The following is a 19,088-nucleotide window of genomic DNA, read 5'->3' on the forward strand; positions in this document are numbered from 1 at the left end:
TAATTATTCTTATTTTTGTTAGACAACTTAAAACCAACAATCTTGTCCAACTATCAATTAGGCCTTGAATTTGCACAACAGCAAGATCAAAACGACCCATTATCTGAGTTCAGAAACCAGTTTCACATCCCAAAAGACAAGGATGGTAATCCCTTAATTTATATGACTGGAAACTCCCTTGGGTTACAGCCAAAAATCACTAAAACTTACCTAGATGAAGAATTAGAAGATTGGGCTAATCTCGGTGTTGAAGGTCACACAGAAGGCAAACATCCTTGGTTACACTATCATGAATTTTTGACCGATACGATGGCAACCATCGTTGGAGCAAAACCTATAGAAGTAGTCGTGATGAACTCACTGACAGCGAACCTCCATCTCATGATGGTAAGTTTCTATAAACCTACAGCGAAACGTTATAAAATATTAATTGAAGCTGACGCTTTCCCGAGTGACAAATATGCCGTAGAATCCCAGTTACGTCATCATGGCTACGATGAAAAGGAAGGTTTAATACTTTGGAAAGCGAGAGACGGCGAAGAACTAGCTAATTATGATGACCTCGAAGCCATCTTTGAGGAACAAGGCGACGAAATTGCATTGGTGATGATTGGTGGCGTTAATTATTATACAGGACAATTCTTCGATTTAAAACGCATTACCCAACTAGGTCATGATAATGGTTGTATGGTAGGCTTCGATTGCGCGCATGGTGCTGGAAACGTCCCATTGAATCTTCACGAATCGGGAGCAGATTTTGCCGTCTGGTGTACTTACAAATATTTGAATTCTGGTCCTGGTAGTTTATCAGGAGCTTTCGTTCACGAACGTCATGCTCATAACAAAGACTTGAACAGATTTACTGGGTGGTGGTCTCATAACAAAGAAACCCGTTTTAAGATGCGCGATGAATTTGATCAATTACCGGGTGCGGAAGGTTGGCAATTGAGCAATCCTCCAATTTTATCGATGGCGGCTATACGTGCTTCACTTGATGTTTTTAAAAAGGCAGGATTTGAAAATCTATGTGAAAAATCAAAGCATTTGACTGGTTATTTTGAATTCCTTATCAACCAGCTCAACAATCCACATATTAATATTATTACGCCTAGTAATCCAAATGAACGTGGTTGTCAGTTATCCATACAAGTGAAACAAGCAGATAAATCGCTACACCACAAACTAACAGAAGCAGGTGTTATCACAGATTGGAGAGAACCTGACGTGATCAGATGTGCGCCTGTTCCACTCTATAACTCATTTCAGGATATTTATTATTTAGTGGAGCGATTAAAGACTATATTATGAAACAACAAAATATTTTAATTATCGGTGCAGGATTATGCGGTAGTCTATTGGCTTTACGCTTGGGTCAAAGAGGTTATAATGTCACCGTGTATGAAATGCGGCCTGATTTAAGAAAAACAGATATTTCAGCAGGTCGTTCCATCAACTTGGCTTTTTCCGATCGCGGGAATAAAGCGATGAAATTAGTTGGCATTGAGCATAAGGTTAAGGACTTGTGTATTCCCATGAACGGTCGGATGATTCACGACAAGGAAGGCCATACCTTTATGTCGAATTACAGTGGCCGTGAGCATGAATATATCAATTCTATTTCCAGAGGCGAACTCAATGGCTTACTCCTTACGGAAGCTGAAAAACACGACAATGTCACAATTCATTTTAATAAAAAATGTAAATCTGTCGATTTTGAAAATACCACGGCCAGATTTCAAGACTACGTCACTAAGGATGAATTTATTGAGGATGCCGATGTGATCATTGCCACTGATGGTGCTGGTTCAGCCTTGCGAAAGAGTTACTATTTAAAGAAAAAATTTCTATTTAGTTTCTCACAAAATTATTTGACACATGGGTATAAAGAGTTAGCCATTTTACCAGCGGAAAACGGTGGTTACAAAACCTACAAAAATGCCTTGCATATATGGCCTCGTAAAGATTTCATGCTCATCGCTTTGCCAAATCTTGATGGAAGTTTTACAGTAACTTTATTTCTATCTCATAGTGAAGGTGACTATAATTTTGACAACTTAATCACGCCTGAAATAGTGACCGAATTCTTCCAAAAAGAATTCCCAGATGCGTTAGAACTCATGCCAAATTTGGTCACTGATTTCTTTGAAAACCCGACCGCAGCCCTTGGAACGGTCAAATGTTCTCCATGGCACTATAAAGGTAACACCTTACTTATGGGAGATTCTGCCCATGCCATCGTCCCTTTTTATGGGCAAGGCATGAATGCGTCGTTTGAGGACGTTGTGGAATTTGATGCTGTTTTGGACAAGTATGAGGGTGACTGGGAAACCGTTTTTAGCGCATATGAAAAGACAAGAAAAAAAGATACAGATGCTATTGCTGATTTGGCGATTGACAATTTTCATGAAATGAAAGACCACGTCGCCAATCCGATATTTCAAGATAAACGCAAAATTGAAATGGCCCTGGAGAAAGCATTTCCTGACTCCTACTCCTCGAAATATAGTTTGGTAACTTTTAATGAACATATTGGCTATCGTGAAGCGATGCTCAGAGGACGTGCGCAAGACAAAGCCATTTTGAACATGTTAGATGATGGCATCATACATGCAACGGATGATTTAAACGTGATTCTCGAGAAAGTAAAAAAAGAAACAGATAACATATTGGATGAAGATCGCATTGCAAAAACCCTTCATCATTAAATAATGAACTTATGAGCGAAAAAATTGTTACACCAAGAGGTGCCTATCCACATGTGAAGCAAGTTGGTGATTTTATTTTTGTATCTGGAACCAGTTCGCGTCGACCAGATAATAGCATTGCAGGTGTCGATATAATAGACGAAATGGGGACAAAGCGATTAAATGCTGAAGTACAAACTCGGGAAGTTTTAAATAATATAGATCGCAACCTGAATAAAGTAGGCGCTTCTTTAAAAGACGTGGTAGATGTGACCTCTTTCTTGGTTAACATGAACGATTTTGCAGGTTATAACAAAGCCTATGCTGAGTTTTTCGATAAAGCCACAGGTCCTACGAGAACGACAGTTGCCGTGCATCAATTACCGCATCCAGACTTGGTAGTTGAAATAAAAGTCATGGCCTATAAAAAGCAATAAATGAACATCCAAAACTATATTAACGGTAATTTTCACGATCCTATAGACCAGCTGTGGTTGGATAACTACAACCCTTCTAATGGCACCGTTTATGGGCAGATCCCGAACTCCTCGAAAGCCGATGTTGACAATGCCTACATTGCGGCAAAATCTGCCTTTCCTAGTTGGTCACAAACTACTTTAGAAGAGCGCAGTCGTATTCTCATTAAGATTTCAGAATTATTAGAGTCTCACTTACAGCGTTTTGCTGAAGCTGAAAGCAAAGACAATGGTAAGCCTATTGCTTTGGCTAAAAGCATTGATATTCCAAGAGCGGCAAGTAATTTTAGGTTCTTCGGAAATGCGATTACGCAATTCGCTAGTGAAAGTCACGAAAGTGTTGGTCAACAAGCGATTAATTACACCTTAAGACAACCCATAGGAGTGGTAGGTTGTATTTCACCATGGAATCTACCGCTCTATTTATTCACTTGGAAAATAGCTCCAGCCTTAGCAACAGGAAATTGTGTTGTAGCAAAACCCAGTGAAGTGACACCAATGACCGCTTACCTATTAGGAGAGCTATGCAACGAGGCTGGCTTACCTAAAGGTGTTTTAAATATTGTTCATGGGCTTGGGACCACAACTGGTCAGGCAATTATTGAGCATCCAGATATTAAAGCCATTAGTTTCACAGGAGGCACTGCCACGGGAGCTCACATTGCTCGGACAGCTGCACCAATGTTCAAAAAATTATCTTTAGAATTAGGCGGTAAAAACCCTAATATCATATTTGCAGATTGTGATTATGACGATATGCTCAATACGACGGTGCGCTCGTCATTCGCTAACCAAGGTCAAATTTGTTTGTGTGGAAGTCGCATTTTTGTAGAAGCTACCATTTACGAACAATTTAAATCAGACTTTATATCTAAAGTCAAGCAACTCAAAGTAGGTCATCCTTCTGAAGCCCATACAGACATTGGTGCTTTAGTTTCAAAACCTCACTTAGAGAAAGTAAAAGCTTATATAGACGTTGCCAAATCTGAAAATGGCGTTGTCCTTTGTGGTGGTGAAGAAGTCAAGGTAAAGGGCTTTGAAAATGGTTATTACCTGGAACCAACGGTCATAGAGGTTAAAGATGATACCTGTCGCGTGAATCAAGAAGAAATTTTTGGTCCAGTGGTAACGATCATGCCATTTGCAGATGAAGATGACGTTTTACAAATGGCGAATCGTGTAAAATATGGTTTATCGGCAACGCTATGGACGAACGATCTTAAACGGACGATGCGTATGAGTCATCAACTACAAGCAGGCATTGTATGGGTCAATACATGGATGATGCGTGATTTACGAACACCATTTGGAGGCGTCAAAGCATCTGGTGTTGGTCGAGAAGGTGGATTTGAAGCACTCCGTTTTTTTACGGAAGCCAAGAACGTGTGTATAAAGTATTAAAACAAAAATTATGAATCTGAACTTAAATAATAAATATGCTTTGGTATGTGGCAGTACTGCTGGTATTGGTAAAGCCACTGCCCTAGCCTTAGCGGAAGAAGGTGTGATTGTGACCCTAATCGCCAGAAATGAGGACAAACTAAAGTCCACTTTAGCAGAACTACCGTCACATAGAAACCACAGTTATATTGTTGCCGATTTTTCTAATCCTGAGGCCTTGCGATCTAAAGTGTCACAATATATCGATAAGCATCATGGATTTCATATACTGGTGAATAATACAGGTGGCCCTAAAGGAGGTCCTGTCTTTGCTGCGGAACTAGCGGAATTTGAAAGTGCATTTACGCAACATTTAAAATGCAACCACGTGCTAGCACAAACCCTTGTTCCATTTATGAAAAGTGAAGGTTATGGTCGCATAGTGAACGTGATATCTACATCTGTTAAACAACCCTTAGACGGTCTTGGTGTTAGTAATACCATACGAGGTGCCGTTGCCAATTGGAGTAAAACCTTGGCCAATGAATTAGGAGCGTTTGGCATTACGGTGAACAATGTTTTACCTGGTGCAACAGGCACTGAACGATTGAACGAAATCATCAAAAACAAGTCGGTAAAAACAGGAAAAACCCAAGAAGAAGCTGCGGATAGTATGAAGAATGCAGTACCTGCAAAGCGATTCGCCAAACCTGAGGAGCTGGCGGCAGCCATTACATTTTTAGCGAGTGGATGTGCGAGCTATATAAATGGAATTAATCTTCCTGTTGATGGCGGACGAACAAAGTCTTTATAAGCGTATCAATTCCAAAATTTATTACTAATTTTATAGGATTGAGAATCTGCGTTAAGGATTGAAAGGTTTGTTTGAGCACCTCTTTGAGTGCGAGCCTTGAAAGCCTGACCCGACAGGGAAACGCCCAAAACACTATACAATGAGTAAATTATATCCACCCGTAAACTTTAAAGCCTGGATTGAGGAAAATAGACATCTTTTAAAACCACCAGTTGGTAATAAAGTGGTTTGGAAAGATGGTGATTTTATAGTGATGGTTGTAGGTGGACCGAATAGTCGCAAGGATTACCATTACAACGAGACCCCTGAATTTTTCTATCAGGTGGAAGGTGATATCACACTTAAGGTTATTGATGATGGAATACCTAAAGACATCACCATCAAGGAAGGTGACATCTTTTTATTGCCACCAAAAGTACCACATTCTCCTCAACGTGGCGCTAATACGGTAGGCTTGGTGATTGAATATCCAAGAGAAGAAGGTGTTCAAGATGCCTTGCTTTGGTTTTGTGAAAACTGTACCACCAAATTATATGAGGAAGACTTTACTTTAGATAATATTGAAACCGATATGCCTAAAATATTTGACAAATATTATGGTGATGAAGGTAAACGCACTTGTCCGAATTGTGGCAGTGTCATGGAAGCACCAAAAAAAGTACAATTAGAAAACTAAAACACCAATTGTAAAACCCAATGCTTTGTTTAAACGAAGTATGATTCTATGGAAAACCAACGTAAATTACGAATAAACGGTCACTCACATCTATTACCTTATCCTGAGGAAATCCCTCAGTTCATGAAAGACAAAGGTATTTTTTGGGTTGATAAAGACCGTAAATTTATGCTTCAAAAGGATTGGAACCGACCAATAACCGATTCTAGTTTCTTTCTGAATGAAAAATTGGCGTGGATGGAACGCTTTAAAATTGATCATGCCGTAGTGCTCAACCTGTCGCAATTATATGGAAACGGACTGCGTGTAGAGGAGATGAAACAAGCTTTAAGGTTTCAAAACGATTTTAATGCTCGCATTCAAAAAGAGAATCCGAGTAAATTTACGTGTGGATTTGTCGTTCATCCTGGTTTTGTAAGAGGTGCTTGCTGGGAAATAGAGCGTTGCGTGGAGGAATTAGGAATGCAATTACTGTGTTTACCAACCCACTATATGGATACGATTGGCACTTGGCGTTGTATTTTCGATGAAGAAAACGAACCTATTTTCGAATTGGCCAATAAGTATAACCTAGCCGTAGAAATTCATCCATACGATGGTGAAAAATTTATTAAATTAGAAAATACCTCATGGCGTTTTCATCTAATTTGGATGTTAGCACAATGTGCGGATGCCTATCATTTTCTCACGCTTAACGGCTACCAAGATAAATACCCTAATATGCGTACTTGTTTTGCTCATGGCGGACAACTCGCACAAATTAATTTAGGACGACGTATTCAAGGGTTTGATGGCAGACCAGATTTATTTGAAGGAAAAAGCCATCCTAGAAAAGCTGTAGGTCATAAAAACATCTTTTTTGACACCTTAGTACATGATACTGGTGGCTTACAGTTGCTCATTAAAAATCAAACTTCAAAGCAGGTTCTTATGGGACTTGACGACCCTTATCCCTTAGGAGAAATGGAAAGCGAAAAACAATCATCCTATCCTGGTAAGATATTGGATTTAGCAATCGAGCGTGCTATTATCACAGAAGACGAACGCGACGCTATTTGGGAGGACAATGTGATACAGTGGCTTTGCGGTGATAATCAAGCACAAAAAGACAAACTCTACAAACGTATCTTGGGATAATGCATTTCTTACCTGATAAACTTGACCAGTATGTTGTGTCTCATTCTGAAGATGAGCCAATTTTACTACAACAGCTCACAAGAGAAACCTATCAAAAAGTATTACAACCAATCATGCTTTCTGGGCCGTATCAAGGTCGTATTTTGAGTATGATTTCAAAATTAGTAAGACCTAAGTCCATATTGGAATTAGGCACATTTACAGGCTATGCGACCCTTTGTTTGGCTGAAGGTTTACAACCATCAGGTGAGGTACATACGATAGATATTAATGAAGAGCTTGTAGATTTTCAACGGAAATATTTTAATCTTTCGGAATACGGATCCAACATACATCAGCATTTGGGGAACGCGCTTGAAATCATTCCTCAGCTCGATAAAACCTTTGATTTGGTGTTTATAGATGCCGACAAACCCAATTACGTCAATTATTTTCATGCGATTATTGACAAGCTTAATCCTGGTGGAATTATCTTATCAGACAATGTGCTTTGGCATGGTAAAGTGATAGAGCCAGTGACTGATAAAGACCTATCGACTAAAGCAGTCTTGGCGTTTAATACACTTTTAAAAAATGATGCTCGAGTTGAAACAGTTGTCCTTCCCATTAGGGACGGCTTGACCATTAGCAGGAAAAAGTAACACTTAAGACACTTTTACGAGTCTAGGTTCATTTAATTCCGCATGATGTATTGATTTGTATTTTTCAATATGTTCTGAAACCGTTTGAAAAAATTCATAATTATCAAATGGCTTTGTGATGACATCATCATAACCTATAAGTTGGTAATTACCTTTCACCTCTTCAATATCTGCTGCCGTTAATGCAATAATTGGTACATTGGCATTTGAGGCTCTAATTATTTTAGTGGCCTCATTACCATCCATAATTGGCATATTAATATCCATTAAAATCAAATCGAAATGCGTCGTCTCAAAAATTTCAACAGCTTCCTGTCCGTTTTTCGCAATGACACACTCATAGTTTTCTTTATGTAATAAATTTTGTGTGACTATTTGATTGATTTTATTGTCTTCAGCGACCAAAATCTTGTACTTTCTATTCAATCCTGTAGATCGACCCCTTGTTTTATTCACTTTCCTAACATTGGCTTTAGCTTCTCTATCAATATCGAAGGTTAATTCAAAGCTGAATATGGTTCCTGAGTTGATCTCACTCTCCACTTCTAAAACACTTCCAAAAAGCTCAATGATATTTTTTGAAATTGGTAAACCTAATCCCGTACCTTGATAATTCGTATTGCTATTATCGTCTAATTGTGAAAAATTCTCAAAAATAGTCTTTTGTTTTTCCTTTGGAATTCCCGGACCATTGTCCTCGATTTCAAAACGAAGACTCACGTGATCACCTACTGTATTTAGATGCAAGATTCGAATATGGATTTTCCCATTTTCAGTAAACTTAATACTATTTCCTATCAGATTGATTAATACTTGAGATAACCTCACATTATCACATTTAATAAATTCGGGTATATGCTTATCAATGCTAATTTGCAGTTCATTATTTGTTTCCTCCAAGCGATAATCAAATGAATTAACTAAATTTTCTATTAATAGTCGGATATTGACCGTGACATTTTTAAGTTCAATTTTTTGGGATTCAATTTTTTCAATTTGAAGGACATCATTCACCAAGTTTAATAGATAATCTCCTGAGTATTTTAAAGATTTTAAAAATTTCGTATCTCTTGAACTCAAACTATTATTCTTTAAGAGAATAGATGTCAATCCTACAACACCATAAAGTGGTGTTCTCAATTCATGGGTCACATTGGAGATGAAGTTACTTTTTAATTCTGAAGATTTTTCAGCCTCATTTTTAGCGAGTTCTAATTCTTTATTCCTTGCTTTAAGAATATCACTTAACTTTCGTTTAGAGCTATAACTTTTATACATGGTTAATAATGAAATACCAAGTAAAAAGACCATGATGGAAATAATAATATTGACATTCTTTATCTTGTTACTTGCGACCAACTGCTCTATTCGTTCGCTATTCGCCAATTGCGCTACATTCTTATAATTCTCTATGGACAATTTCGATTTGGCAATAATATCTTGTCTGATTCGCTCTTCATTTAATAATTCATCTTTATACGAATTATGAATGAGAAGTGTTTGATAGGCGCGGCTATCATTTTCTAACCAAGCATAACATGTCGACAATTTTTCATAGATAGCACTCAGTAGTTCCTTTTTATTCTCTGCGTTACCAACATTATGCTGTTCCAACAAAGCAGCTGCTTTGTTTAGCTTCATACTGGCACTATTATATAATTCTTTATAGATACAGTACTCGCCAAAAACCAAATTCCATTGGGCTTCCGAGTATCCTTGGTCATTGATATGCTTTAAATCTCGTTCCGCCTTGGAAAGATATATCAACGCATTCTGTGTATCTGAAATTTCCAAATATAATTTTGCCAAAATGATATGTGTCTCAAACAGGATCTCATTTTTACAATCTTTATTATTTTGATCACGAAGCTCATGTTTATTCGTATAATACAAGGCCTTCTCTAAATATGGAATGGCTTTGGTTGGCGGTTCATGACGCATAAACATCTTACCCAAGTTTAAATAAGAGCTTGCCAAAATAAAATTATCACTTGCTAATCTCGATGCTTGAATGGCTCGAGTATAACTTACCTCAGCCTTGTTATCATCTTGCATATAATTGTAAATCTTACCAATAGTGAAATTAGCCACAGCATTGCCATAGTGATCCTTAATAGAATCTGATAATTTAATTGCTGTGTTAAAGGCATTAAAAGATTTTACAAGCTCGTTACTGCGATAATGATAAAGAGCTTGCTCATTGATGCTATCAATTTTATTGATTAGAGCTCTTTCGGTTTGACCGAAAGACAAGAGGTGACATAACAGAAAACAGTAAAGTAGGTTTGCTTTCATAATTCAGTATAGGTTAATTTGGGAACCACAATGTATTTGTTTGTATCAGTAATAATGCAATATTATCGTTGAATGCATCTTTTTAGCGTTGAAATTCATAGTTCTCAGCGTAAAATCGATGAAATACATCCTTAAAACGAGGATTTTTAAATGAGTCACAGGGTCAAATTTCAACGACAATTCAGCCATCAATCTTGCTTTAATATGGAAAAAAGCCATTTAAAAACAAAGAAACCTCTACTTGTGCAGAGGTTTCAATTAATCTTATTTTTGATTATTATTGAACAGCTTGCCAAGCATCAATATTTCCATAACCAAAACTGCCATTTCTATACGGATAGAAATCTGAGGATTGTTTCAATCTATTTAAAACCTGAGTTCTGCTCCATGTTGGGTGTCTTGACCAAACAAGTGCTGCGATACCTGCTGTTGTAGCAGTGGCTACCGAAGAACCACCAGTATATCTGCGGTCACCATTATAAAACCCTAGAACTGGAGGTGCCTTACTCGTGTTATTATCACCTTCCATAATAATGGTAAAATCAATTTTATCACCACTATGACAAGTTTCACAACGCTCATAGTTGCTACCGTCATCGACACCTGTAACGGCTACTGTCTCACTCATGGTAGCTGGAAAGATAACGCCAAACCCGTTTGTAAAACTTGTGGAAGTTCCACCAGCCGCAAAGATCAGTTTATTTTTACTGTAAGCGTATTTAACCGCATCTTTGATATTTCCTATGGACCAAACATAACCGATAGACATAGAAATAATTTTTACATCGCTCCTATTCCCTAGTTCTGTTAAGGCGCGAGACACTCCTTTACGCTCATGATAGTCATTTAAAAGAACGTCTTCGGTGGCTCTATATGCCACCAAATTCGAATTATAAGCAACACCAACAGGCATACCATTATCATTTCGTGGTGACGCTATGGTAGATCCCATGGCCGTACCATGTCCACATTTATCATGAGGACCATCGTAATTGCTAGACCACCACCAACTCGAATCGATGAAGGTGCCATACTTTTGAACAAAACGACCATTTGAATAACCGTCATTAAATCCTGACGAATTCAACAGGTACTGCGATTGTGATACACCAGTATCAATTAATCCAACCGTAACTCCTGATCCAGTCGTGAGTCCCCAAGCCTGCTGAATATTATGCTCGCCAAAATGCCAAGATACTTGAGCGTTATTTGGGCTAACGGTGGTATAGTGGGATGCATTTATGTAATCGCCATTTTTATCACATCCAGAACTGGATCTTTCAACTTCATCAAACACAAATAAATTATATCCATTAGGTTCCAAATAACGGACGTCTTTATGGTTTTTAAGGGCAATAATGGTTGCGATATTTTCTACGCCTACATCGATAACCGTCAAAATCTCTTGCTCCACAAGTTTTAGGTCACTTTTATCAATGCCTTCCTTTTCGAGTACAATTTCAATCAAGCCATTCTTTTTATTTTCCAATTCGGTGTCTCTAGTTTCACTAAAGCTTTGACCTTCATTACCATAGCCTATAGTTAAAACATTTTGTCCATGAATCACAGCACTCCATAAGAAATGAGCATCCACCTTATTCCAATCGAAATCACCTGTGGCTCTCAATGTTTCACTAATTCGTTGATTGATTTCTTGGACGGTAAGTGGGTCTTCTGGAAATTGATGTTCTTGAGATTCAATTTCAATAATAGCATCTTCTTTAGCACAAGATACGATGGTAATGGCTAGTAATAGCACTACCTTTAAGTACATTCTTTTCATTTAATAAGATTTAGATGGTTAATGATTTCCTAAATATATTAAATAATTAGAGTTTTATCGCACTAAATATTACGATATGAATAAAAATAAGTTATGATTTCTGCTGAATTAGCAATTAAGGGTTTCTTCGGATGGAACCCGTAAAATCTTCAAGATCATCTTTCACCTTATTGATCTCCTCTTGAATGTCTTTAGTGACACTTGTATCAATACCTTGCTTTTCGGCACTATTGGTGATTTCAGTTTTAATATCGTTGGTAGCGTCGCGTAACATTCTCATACCTTTACCCATACCTTTAGCAATTTCAGGTATACGTTTGGCACCAAACACCATGACCACCACGAGAAGTATAAACATTACTTCTGTTGTTCCGATAAATAATAATGTTGACTTGTATATCACGTTGCAAATATAATGAGATGTTTTGATATTAATTATACAATTAACACCATTTCTACAAGCTTCTGTTGCTCATGGTATGTGTACAGCAAAAAACATAAAAAAACCGGCTGTAAAAGCCGGTCTTTTTTTTTAATTTAAATGTGAATGATTAACCTTTCACTTTATTTTTGAATTTATCAAATTCACTATCCTCCACTTCTTTTGGCCATGAATTGTTGGTAGTATCAATATCCGCTGTTTCTTGTTTTGGATCGATCGTAATTGAAACGATTTCTTTTTCTGAAGCAATCGCTTTAGTGACCTCGTTATCATTATAACGCCAAATTTGTGCTGGATACGTTTCTGTTTTAGATGTTCCATCTGCGTAAGTATATTCAACAATAATAGGCATAACTAAACCACCTGGTTTTTCAAAAGTAATGTCATAAAAATATTTAGGCTGCTGCATTTTTTGTCGTTCTTCAGCCGTAAAATTATCCAAAAGATAAGCTTTCAAGGTTGGTGAATTATCTTCTGAGGTCCCTTGACGTAATTTTTCGTCAAACTCTTCACTACCTTCTTCTGTTAAGTAAACTAAATCAAGATCATCTAAATTCAAACTTCTACTTTCCGCATAATTTTTGGCGTATTGATTAGGGATTGAAGACACGTAATATTTTTTAACATCTTTAAGACCTATATCTACCCAATCTGTTGTATAAAACCATCCTCTCCAGTACCAATCCAAATCGAATGCGGATGCATCTTCCATCGTACGGAAAAAGTCTTCAGGTGTTGGGTGTTTGAACATCCAGCGTTGTGCATATTCCTTGAAGGCATAATCGAACAATTCACGTCCCATAACCGTTTCTCTCAAAATATTTAAGGCTGTTGCTGGTTTTCCGTAGGCGTTATTACCAAACTGATATACATTCAAACCTTTGGTCATGATAGGCGAAATATAATCTTGATTACCTCCCATATACCTCACAATATTTTTGGCAGGTCCACGACGCGATGGGTAAGTTTCATCTCCTGGAGATAAGGCATCTGGATACCACTCTCCAAAATCTTGCTCTGCAACATATTGCATGAATGTATTTAGTCCTTCGTCCATCCAAGTCCATTGGCGTTCATCACTATTCACAATCATTGGGAAAAAGTTATGCCCAACTTCGTGAATGATCACACTCATCATACCATATTTTGTGCGATCATCATAATTACCATTTTCATCTGGTCTACCATAATTCCAACAAATCATTGGATATTCCATTCCTTGGCGTCTTGCATGTACTGAAATGGCTTTATGATAAGGGTAATCGAAAGTCATTCGAGAGTACGATTTCAATGTACTAGCCACGGCTTTTGTAGACCATTGTTCCCAAAGAGGATTTCCTTCTTTAGAGTATAGAGACACAGCCATAACGTCTTTATCACCAATTTTTACGGCCATCATATCCCATATGTATTTTCTTGAAGTTGCAAAACCAAAATCTCGAACATTTTCTGCGGACAATTTCCAAGTCTTCTTTTTCTTTGAGCGGGATTTTTCTCTTGCCTCAGCTTCTTCTTGTGTCGCTATAACTACCGGTTCTTTATAAGATGTTTTCGCTTTTTCATAACGCTTCATCATATCACTTGAGAACACGTCTTTTCTATTTGTAAGTCGGCCTGTACCGTCCAAGAGATGATCTGCAGGAACCGTTATATTTACTTCAAAATTTCCGAATGGAAGCGCAAATTCGTCACGACCCCAGAATTGAGAGTTTTGCCAACCTTCTACATCATTATAAACAGCCATTCTAGGATAGAATTGCGCGATTACATAGTTTCTATTTCCGTCAGGGAATAACTCATAGCCAGAACGTCCACCATCGGTTACATGATTATTTATCTGATACCACCATTTGATATTGAAAGAAAACTTATCACCAGTCTTCATTGGTTTAGGCAACTCAATACGCATCATGGTTTGGTGTATGGTATGAGGGAGTGCTTTACCATCTGTACTTGTCACTTTTTCAATATTGAATCCACCATCAAAACGCTCTTCCATATAAGAAGACGCAAATCTAGATGCCGATAAAGCTGGTGCCACTCGACTCGTACCAATATCTTGAGATGGCGAGTCCTTTTGACGTACATTCTGATCTAATTGCACCCATAAATAGCTCAACTCGTCAGGAGAATTATTGGTGTAAGTAATGGTTTCATTACCACTTAGTACAGCGGTTTCATCGTTAATTTCAATATCCATTTTGTAATCAGCTTGTTGCTGATAGTACGCAGGACCAGGTGCTCCAGAACCGGTTCGAAACATATTTGGTGTCGAAAACTCATCATACAACTGTTTAAATTTATTCTGATTTGTATGACCAGGTTTACGATCTTGTTCTTGATCCTGTGCCCAAGCATTTAGTGACAAAAAAGCTATGGACAAACACATGTATTTTAGTAATTTCATAGATGTAATTAAAAAGGGTTGAATTATTTAAAGTTTAAGTATTGGTCTTGTTGTTCTCTCGTGAAAATTAAATTCTCGACCGATCCGTTTATTTTAGTTTTTACAATATTCTTCTGGTCTGAAAACCTATCAAAGAGTAATGCGTTTTTAATTTCAATGGTGTTGATAGCGTCAATATTTTCTATTTCCAAATAACAAACGATCAGGTCGTTTTGGTATTCTTTTCCTATAAAATTGAAAGCGGTTTTTTGTGTATTAATCTTGATTTGTAATTTTTGATCTAAATAAGATTTAATGTAGGAATCGACTATAGGTTTTTCATTGATATCAGTCAGTTTGATAGATGAATCATAACGTTCTTGTAAGGTCAATTCTAAATCCGCAATATCAATTCGGGATATCATTTGAACCGCTCGTTTCTCCTTGACATAACTTACCTGTGTCACACTCACATAATATTTGTGGGCAACAGCGGTAAATAAGGGAAATATTAAAGCTAAAATAGTAAGCCTTATGGCATTCATAACAATCATTAAGTTGTAAAAATAGCCATTTTATCAAAAAATAAGGTCTTAAAAAATGTTAATACTTGAATGGATTTAATCCTTAGACTGAGAATTGTCGTCGTCTATCGCTTGTAATTTTGAAACCAAAAACTTATAAACTTCAAAACTATTGTAATCGCTACATAATTCTGTAAACTTTGGGTCTTCAGCTGCGTAATAGAAAAAATCGGCTATCATGGCATCGGTAATCGATTCATCTGCAAACAGTAAGGACTTAAACTCGGAGGTCATCTGGTTCATACAGGTTATTTGAGCTTCCAATTTTACATGGCTTTTAAGTTTCTTTGTACGACCTGAAATCTTATTGAGGATCTTATGAATGTTAATACCAATGAATAAAGGTGCTATCACAATGGATTTTCCTGCGTCTGCTTCATACAAACGACGTTCCTTTTGGGTTTTAGGTTTTCCTGTATAGCCAGGAATTCCAAGGTCATAAAAATTAATATCACGCTGGGCATCACTGTTTTCAACATCTATGAGCAAATTACCAGTCAACACCTTTCCAACAACCACTTCGTCTAGCTCGTTGACCCTATCTTCAAGAACGACATTTAGTGTCTTACTGTCCAGAATTTCTTTAGTGATTTGTATGTGCTGAGGGATGTACTGGACGCTTGAAATTAAGAGGGTATCTTTTACGTTTACCGGAATTTCAAATTGGCCTTGATCATCTGAGACTGTATATTCTTTAGCTGAAATGTTAAGAACATGAATATGCCCAACATCGGCATTGGCTGTAATCTTTCCTTTTAAATTAATCGTTTGTGCAGGAACTGCAAGGACCAAGCAGAAAGCCGCCAACAGAATGAATATGTCTTTATTTTTCTTCAATTTGTAATTTAAATTGGCTCAGTTTTTCTTGTAAAAACATCAACATTTCTAGGTCTGTACCTCGATCACTTACTTGTTTAAATTTGGGGTCATCACTACAAAAGAAGAAAAATTCCTTCCGCATAGATGCACTCAGGGTATCGTCCTCAAAAAGCAATTTTGAAAATTTGGCTTCGGCTTCATTTCTGGCCACTTCCAACGCTTCTCGTTTTATCTGGGCTTTCAAACGCTTATTTCGTCCTGTAATCCAATTAATTAATGGGTTAAGTGGCACAATTCCACCACCACTGTTGGCCTCATATAAGCGTCTCTCACTTTGTGTCATTCTTGGCCCAGTATAACCAGGTATTCCCAAATCATAGAAATTTATGTCGCGCTTAGATTCATTATTTTCAATATCAGTCATCAAATCACCTGTTAACACCTTACCAACAACCACCTCATCCAATTCATTAACACCAGCTTCAAGGTTCACAATTACTTGTTTAGCCTGCATGATTATATCATCTATAACTAGCTGATATCGTTTATACTGCACTCCTGAAACGATGACGGTATCACTTAAGCGAACAGGTATCACAAAATTACCTTCATCATCGCTAACACTAAATTTACTCGCAGAAATATTCAAAACATGAATTCCTGAAACTTCACCATTGGCATAAATCTTACCAGTGATGTCTTGTGTTTGTGCTTCGAGATTCGGCGCACAAAAAAGTAGTATAAAAACAAATAAATGCTTACTCTTTATCACCACCAGATTTTAGGAAAATGAGACTTTTTTGATACAGTAATTCTAAAAACTCTAATTCCCTACCATAATTGAGTAACGTCACGTCAAAATCTTCATCATCTTCCACAAACCTTATAAATTCTTCGACCCGATGCTCTGGTATATTAAAGTTATCGATGATAAATTCTGATCCAAAATAATATTTCACCGAAGTGGTTGGCACTTCCGGCACGCCAGAAGCCTCCTTGTCTTTTATTTTATTTCTGAATAATGGCAACAGTAACTGATCAACGACATTAACAATATTCAATCCGTTTACCATGGTGCGTGCTTGAGAATGAACAACTTCATTTTCTATACTTGAACGATTATCATCACTAAACTCATATTCATCACTTCGCTTAATACCAAAATATAAAGCATCCAATTTTGGATTAAACGTCTGGACTGATGAAACATCTGTTCCCAAATCTCCCGTTAAACCTTTGGTTAATACTAGTATTTCATCGAGCTTATTAATTTCTTCTATTAGAAACACACGCATTCTTTTAGAATCAATTATCGCCTGACTCACTTTTAAATCAAAATTTTGATATTGTAAGGCCCGAAACTCAATAAAATCGTTGAGCGCTAAGGCAATTTTAAATTCGCCTTTTTCGTTAGTGATAACTCCTTTATTAGAAGATGTGTTAAAAACAGTGATGCCTTCAACATCATCGCCTTCCACGATAATCTTACCTTCAACCTCAATACGTTCCAAATTTTGAGCGCCTAAGTAAGTAAAAGAAAATGTCAATAGTAGAAGTAAAATTTTTTTCATAGTTGTTGTTTTAAGTAAAGTAAAGATTTGAAACCTTAAATTATTAATAAAGGCGCACTAAACTTTTGTTAAATTAATCCTTTATCTAAATTTACAACAAATTACATCCAATGAAAAATATACTTATAGCCAGCACTTCAACAATTCATGGTGGAAAGCCATTGGATTATTTAATGACGCCTTTACAAGAATTCTATAAAAATGCCTCAGAAATTCTATTTATTCCGTATGCAAGACCAAGTGGTATAACACATGACACCTACACGGAACGCATTCAACAAGCTTTTGATAAAATTGATAAGAAAGTGAGAGGTATTCATGAATTTGATAATCCAAAAGAAGCCATCAAAAATGCACAAGCTATATTTACTGGTGGTGGTAATACGTTTGTATTGGTAAATCAACTCTACAAACACGATCTCATAGACACCATAAAAACGGTTGTCAATGACGGCACGCCTTATTTAGGTACGAGTGCTGGTAGTAACATTTGCGGACTCACCATAAACACAACGAACGATATGCCAATTGTGTATCCTCCTAGTTTTAAAACCTTTGGTTTTGTCCCATTCAATATTAATCCACATTATTTAGATCCTGATCCCACTAGCAAGCATATGGGTGAAACTCGTGAGACACGAATTAAGGAATTTCATAAATTTAATACGCAACCAGTAGTTGGTCTAAGAGAAGGGAGTTGGCTAGAAGTGAAAGGTCAACAAATTTCTTTAAAAGGAACCTTGGACGCTCGAATTTTTGAATATGACAAAACACCTTATGAAATAAAAACAGGTACGGATTTAAGTCAACTTACATAAAAAAAAGCTTCACTAATTTAAGTGAAGCTTTTAGAGCGAGAGACCGGGTTCGAACCGGCGACATTCAGCTTGGAAGGCTGACGCTCTACCAACTGAGCTACTCTCGCCTTTGCGACGGCAAATATAAAATATCTTTTTATTTAGGCGAATAAGAATTCACAACTTTTTAAAAAAATGATAGCCTAAAATTTCAAATGCTTCATTGTAGTAAAACTTATGCGACGGATAATTGTTGACATAAGTATTTAATTCCGCAGATTCACAACCCTTGACTTTCACATAGTCGTAAATCCATTTTAAAAATTGTTTTCCTAGTCCTTTACCTCTGTAGGCTTCATCAATATACACATGGTCTAACTCAACACTTTTTCCAGCATAATGCCTCGTGCTAAACCACAATCCGGAAACGCCAATCAAATCCAAATCTTCATATATGACAGCACACTCATAATTTTGGGTGACCATCTCTGCAAATCTTTGTTGCAAAACTTCATCAGAAAACCTTTGGCTCGTCAATTTTTGAATCAAAGGTATGACGTCAAAAATTTGAGAATTGTCTATAATCTTAAATTGAAATGGCAT

Annotated in this window: 18 protein-coding genes and 1 tRNA gene; 9 read left to right on the forward strand and 10 right to left on the reverse strand. The window is 37.0% G+C overall.

Features of this window, described 5'->3' with window-relative positions:
• Nucleotides 1-42: 42 nt before the first annotated feature.
• The 8 genes from kynU (at nt 43) to ACU8DI_RS00790 (ending at nt 7,808) form a co-directional block, all read left to right on the forward strand.
• Nucleotides 43-1,308 carry a kynureninase gene (kynU, locus tag ACU8DI_RS00755; RefSeq protein WP_447110825.1) on the forward strand — a complete coding sequence of 422 codons (1,266 nt, stop codon included), beginning with the start codon at nt 43-45 and terminating at the stop codon, nt 1,306-1,308.
• Nucleotides 1,302-2,705, forward strand: coding sequence for an FAD-dependent oxidoreductase (locus ACU8DI_RS00760; protein WP_447111553.1), 1,404 nt, complete (start codon nt 1,302-1,304; stop codon nt 2,703-2,705). The genes kynU and ACU8DI_RS00760 overlap by 7 nt, the downstream gene beginning before the upstream one ends.
• An 11-nt stretch (nt 2,706-2,716) precedes the next feature.
• Nucleotides 2,717-3,121: a RidA family protein gene (locus ACU8DI_RS00765; protein WP_447110826.1), complete on the forward strand. Its 405-nt coding sequence runs from the start codon at nt 2,717-2,719 to the stop codon at nt 3,119-3,121.
• Nucleotides 3,122-4,561 (forward strand): aldehyde dehydrogenase, encoded by a 1,440-nt coding sequence (locus ACU8DI_RS00770; RefSeq protein ID WP_447110827.1) that lies wholly within the window; start codon nt 3,122-3,124, stop codon nt 4,559-4,561.
• A gap of 10 nt (nt 4,562-4,571) precedes the next feature.
• Nucleotides 4,572-5,354: an SDR family oxidoreductase gene (locus ACU8DI_RS00775; RefSeq protein WP_447110828.1), complete on the forward strand. Its 783-nt coding sequence runs from the start codon at nt 4,572-4,574 to the stop codon at nt 5,352-5,354.
• 139 nt (nt 5,355-5,493) lie between these two features.
• Nucleotides 5,494-6,030: a 3-hydroxyanthranilate 3,4-dioxygenase gene (locus ACU8DI_RS00780; protein WP_447110829.1), complete on the forward strand. Its 537-nt coding sequence runs from the start codon at nt 5,494-5,496 to the stop codon at nt 6,028-6,030.
• A 48-nt stretch (nt 6,031-6,078) separates the two neighbouring features.
• Nucleotides 6,079-7,167 carry an amidohydrolase family protein gene (locus tag ACU8DI_RS00785; RefSeq protein WP_447110830.1) on the forward strand — a complete coding sequence of 363 codons (1,089 nt, stop codon included), beginning with the start codon at nt 6,079-6,081 and terminating at the stop codon, nt 7,165-7,167.
• Nucleotides 7,167-7,808: an O-methyltransferase gene (locus ACU8DI_RS00790; protein ID WP_447110831.1), complete on the forward strand. Its 642-nt coding sequence runs from the start codon at nt 7,167-7,169 to the stop codon at nt 7,806-7,808. The genes ACU8DI_RS00785 and ACU8DI_RS00790 overlap by 1 nt, the downstream gene beginning before the upstream one ends.
• 3 nt (nt 7,809-7,811) lie before the next feature.
• Here ACU8DI_RS00790 and ACU8DI_RS00795 read toward each other — a convergent pair whose 3' ends face one another.
• The 8 genes from ACU8DI_RS00795 to ACU8DI_RS00830 all read right to left on the reverse strand — a co-directional run bounded on the left by ACU8DI_RS00795 (nt 7,812) and on the right by ACU8DI_RS00830 (nt 17,688).
• On the reverse strand, nt 7,812-10,103 hold the full coding sequence (locus tag ACU8DI_RS00795; RefSeq protein WP_447110832.1) for an ATP-binding protein: 2,292 nt from the start codon (nt 10,101-10,103) through the stop codon (nt 7,812-7,814).
• Nucleotides 10,104-10,380: 277 nt separating this feature from the next.
• Nucleotides 10,381-11,886, reverse strand: coding sequence for a S8 family peptidase (locus ACU8DI_RS00800; RefSeq protein WP_447110833.1), 1,506 nt, complete (start codon nt 11,884-11,886; stop codon nt 10,381-10,383).
• A gap of 115 nt (nt 11,887-12,001) precedes the next feature.
• On the reverse strand, nt 12,002-12,286 hold the full coding sequence (locus tag ACU8DI_RS00805) for a Sec-independent protein translocase subunit TatA/TatB (protein ID WP_447111554.1): 285 nt from the start codon (nt 12,284-12,286) through the stop codon (nt 12,002-12,004).
• 151 nt (nt 12,287-12,437) lie between these two features.
• The gene (locus tag ACU8DI_RS00810; protein ID WP_447110834.1) at nt 12,438-14,735 is read right to left on the reverse strand and encodes a M1 family metallopeptidase; all 2,298 of its coding nucleotides are present in this window, start codon (nt 14,733-14,735) and stop codon (nt 12,438-12,440) included.
• A 23-nt stretch (nt 14,736-14,758) separates the two neighbouring features.
• Nucleotides 14,759-15,259 carry a DUF6702 family protein gene (locus ACU8DI_RS00815; RefSeq protein WP_447110835.1) on the reverse strand — a complete coding sequence of 167 codons (501 nt, stop codon included), beginning with the start codon at nt 15,257-15,259 and terminating at the stop codon, nt 14,759-14,761.
• Between the two features lie 75 nt (nt 15,260-15,334).
• Nucleotides 15,335-16,135 carry a carboxypeptidase-like regulatory domain-containing protein gene (locus ACU8DI_RS00820; protein ID WP_447110836.1) on the reverse strand — a complete coding sequence of 267 codons (801 nt, stop codon included), beginning with the start codon at nt 16,133-16,135 and terminating at the stop codon, nt 15,335-15,337.
• Nucleotides 16,122-16,889: a hypothetical protein gene (locus ACU8DI_RS00825; protein WP_447110837.1), complete on the reverse strand. Its 768-nt coding sequence runs from the start codon at nt 16,887-16,889 to the stop codon at nt 16,122-16,124. The genes ACU8DI_RS00820 and ACU8DI_RS00825 overlap by 14 nt, the downstream gene beginning before the upstream one ends.
• Entirely contained in the window at nt 16,876-17,688 is an 813-nt protein-coding gene (locus ACU8DI_RS00830) for a carboxypeptidase-like regulatory domain-containing protein (RefSeq protein ID WP_447110838.1), read from the reverse strand. The genes ACU8DI_RS00825 and ACU8DI_RS00830 overlap by 14 nt, the downstream gene beginning before the upstream one ends.
• A 110-nt stretch (nt 17,689-17,798) precedes the next feature.
• Here ACU8DI_RS00830 and pepE point away from each other — a divergent pair, with 110 nt between their 5' ends.
• Nucleotides 17,799-18,506 carry a dipeptidase PepE gene (gene pepE / locus ACU8DI_RS00835; RefSeq protein ID WP_447110839.1) on the forward strand — a complete coding sequence of 236 codons (708 nt, stop codon included), beginning with the start codon at nt 17,799-17,801 and terminating at the stop codon, nt 18,504-18,506.
• 34 nt (nt 18,507-18,540) lie between these two features.
• On the opposite strand, the gene ACU8DI_RS00840 is transcribed toward pepE, so the two are convergent.
• Nucleotides 18,541-18,613 (reverse strand) — tRNA-Gly (locus tag ACU8DI_RS00840).
• 49 nt (nt 18,614-18,662) lie between these two features.
• The gene (locus ACU8DI_RS00845) at nt 18,663-19,088 is read right to left on the reverse strand and encodes a GNAT family N-acetyltransferase (RefSeq protein WP_447110840.1); all 426 of its coding nucleotides are present in this window, start codon (nt 19,086-19,088) and stop codon (nt 18,663-18,665) included.

Source organism: Psychroserpens sp. BH13MA-6 (genome assembly GCF_052983595.1).